General features: G+C 38.0%; 1 protein-coding gene, 3 tRNA genes and 1 pseudogene. 2 read left to right on the top strand and 3 right to left on the bottom strand.

Going from position 1 to position 2,142, the window contains the following annotated elements; translation table 11 throughout:
• Positions 1 to 36 precede the first annotated feature (36 nt).
• Positions 37 to 674: pseudogene (locus HT715_RS09730) on the top strand (AraC family transcriptional regulator); the annotation flags it as partial.
• Complete coding sequence (gene birA, locus HT715_RS09735; protein WP_000844510.1) at positions 671 to 1,606, top strand: bifunctional biotin--[acetyl-CoA-carboxylase] ligase/biotin operon repressor BirA; 936 nt, start codon at positions 671 to 673, stop codon at positions 1,604 to 1,606. The pseudogene HT715_RS09730 and the gene birA, both read left to right, overlap by 4 nt.
• A 227-nt stretch (positions 1,607 to 1,833) precedes the next feature.
• Here the strand turns inward: birA and HT715_RS09740 are convergent.
• The 3 genes from HT715_RS09740 to HT715_RS09750 all read right to left on the bottom strand — a co-directional run bounded on the left by HT715_RS09740 (position 1,834) and on the right by HT715_RS09750 (position 2,107).
• A tRNA-Ser gene (locus HT715_RS09740) sits at positions 1,834 to 1,921 on the bottom strand.
• A gap of 6 nt (positions 1,922 to 1,927) precedes the next feature.
• Positions 1,928 to 2,001: transfer RNA gene (locus HT715_RS09745), tRNA-Ile, on the bottom strand.
• 35 nt (positions 2,002 to 2,036) lie between these two features.
• A tRNA-Gly gene (locus HT715_RS09750) sits at positions 2,037 to 2,107 on the bottom strand.
• Between the last annotated feature and the right edge of the window lie 35 nt (positions 2,108 to 2,142).

Raw genomic sequence — 2,142 nt, forward strand, 5'->3', positions numbered from 1 at the left:
TGAATGTTTGGAACGCTTTTTAAAACTAAATGACTATATCAAGCAGATAGTAAAGAACCTTGGGCCTACTACTGGTTAGGAATCACTGGAGGGAAAGCTCCTGATTTTTTTTGCCCTTTCTCAAATTTCTGATCAATCCTATCTCATCCAATCTGAAACTTGTCATACCCAGACTACTGCAAAACTCATCTCAGACATTGTTCGCTTCGCTCAGATTACAAAATCCAATGAATTAGCTCAACTCCATATCATGGGACAACTCCATGAACTGATGTTTCATCTGGGAACTATTGCTCCCAATCAGAAAAAAGAATATTTCATCAACCTACCAACTCTATCTTGAATGCAAACGATTAATTGATAGCCACTATCCTCAATCACTTACAATTCAAGATTTAACAAAAGAACTATCCGTTCACAGAAGCTACTTATCAAGCGTATTCAAAGAATTTAATACCTTATCACCCAAAGAATACCTACTCTACGTTCGAATGCACCGAGCTAAACAACTTCTCGAAAATACCCAAGAATCCATCAAGGTAATTGCATACTCGGTAGGTTTTTCAGATCCACTACATTTTTCGAAAGCTTATAAACAATACTTTAATCAGACTCCAAGTCATACAAGAAAAGAATACTCTCAATACCAACTAGTGAGAAAGGCAACATTATGAAATCCTACCAAGCTGTCTACCAAATCCTATCTAAAGAAACCGACTATATCAGCGGAGAAAAAATCGCAGAAAAACTATCCCTAAGCCGAACATCAATTTGGAAAGCTATCAAGCGACTAGAACAAGAAGGGATTGAAATTGATAGTATCAAAAATAGAGGATATAAACTGATGAATGGTGACCTTATTCTTCCAGAGATTCTAGAAGAAAATCTTCCAATTAAAATCAGTTTTAAACCCGAAACAAAATCAACACAACTAGATGCAAAAGAAGCAATTGATTTAGGCTATGAAGCAAACACCCTCTATCTAGCTTCCTATCAAATAGCAGGGCGTGGCCGTTTTCAACGCTCCTTCTACTCTCCTCAAGGTGGCATTTATATGACCCTCCATCTTAAACCAAATCTTCCCTATGACAAATTACCGTCCTACACACTACTTGTAGCTGGAGCTGTCTACAAAGCCATTAAGAACCTAACTTTAATAGATGTCGACATAAAATGGGTCAATGATATCTACCTAAACAATCATAAAATTGGAGGAATTCTCACTGAAGCAATGACCTCTGTAGAAACTGGCTTAGTCACAGATATCATTATTGGAGTAGGTATCAATTTCACTATTAAAGACTTCCCTCAGGAATTAAAAGAAAAAGCTGCCAGCTTATTTAAAGCTACAGCTCCTATAACAAGGAATGAATTGATCATAGAAATCTGGCGTACTTTCTTCGAAACACCAGCAGAAGAGCTATTATACCTATACAAAAAACAGTCATTCGTTCTTGGAAAAGAAGTTACTTTCACACTAGATCAAAAAGACTACAAGGGACTTGCTAAAGACATCTCTGAAAGTGGAAAACTTTTGGTGCAATGTGATAACGGAAAAGAAATCTGGCTCAATAGCGGAGAAATTTCTCTCAAGAGTTGGAAGTAATAATAAATTAGAACAACCATAAAATCGACAATATATAAAGATTTTAGCTTTTCTTCAACCCACTACAGTTGACAAAGAGCCTGAAAACTTCAAAAAACGGATTTTTATCGCTCTGAACATCAAAAAAGAAAGGACGAAATTTGTCCTTTCTCGAGCTTAGCTGACTTCAACCCACTACAGTTGACAAAGAGCCAAATGAAAAAGAGAGTTACAAACTCTCATTAAAACGGAGAATAAGGGATTCGAACCCTTGCGCCAGTTACCCGACCTAACGATTTAGCAAACCGTCCTCTTCAGCCTCTTGAGTAATTCTCCAATTAATGGGCACGAGTGGACTCGAACCACCGACCTCACGCTTATCAGGCGTGCGCTCTAACCACCTGAGCTACGCGCCCAAGTTAAAAAACTTGGTAATTTGAACAAAGTTCAAAGCGGGTGACGAGAATCGAACTCGCGACAACAGCTTGGAAGGCTGTAGTTTTACCACTAAACTACACCCGCATAAATACTATCAATAAAATGGCGCGAGACGGAAT

Origin of the sequence: Streptococcus sp. 4155, from assembly GCF_013276695.1 — a bacterium.
Classification (GTDB): Bacteria; Bacillota; Bacilli; order Lactobacillales; family Streptococcaceae; genus Streptococcus; species Streptococcus pseudopneumoniae.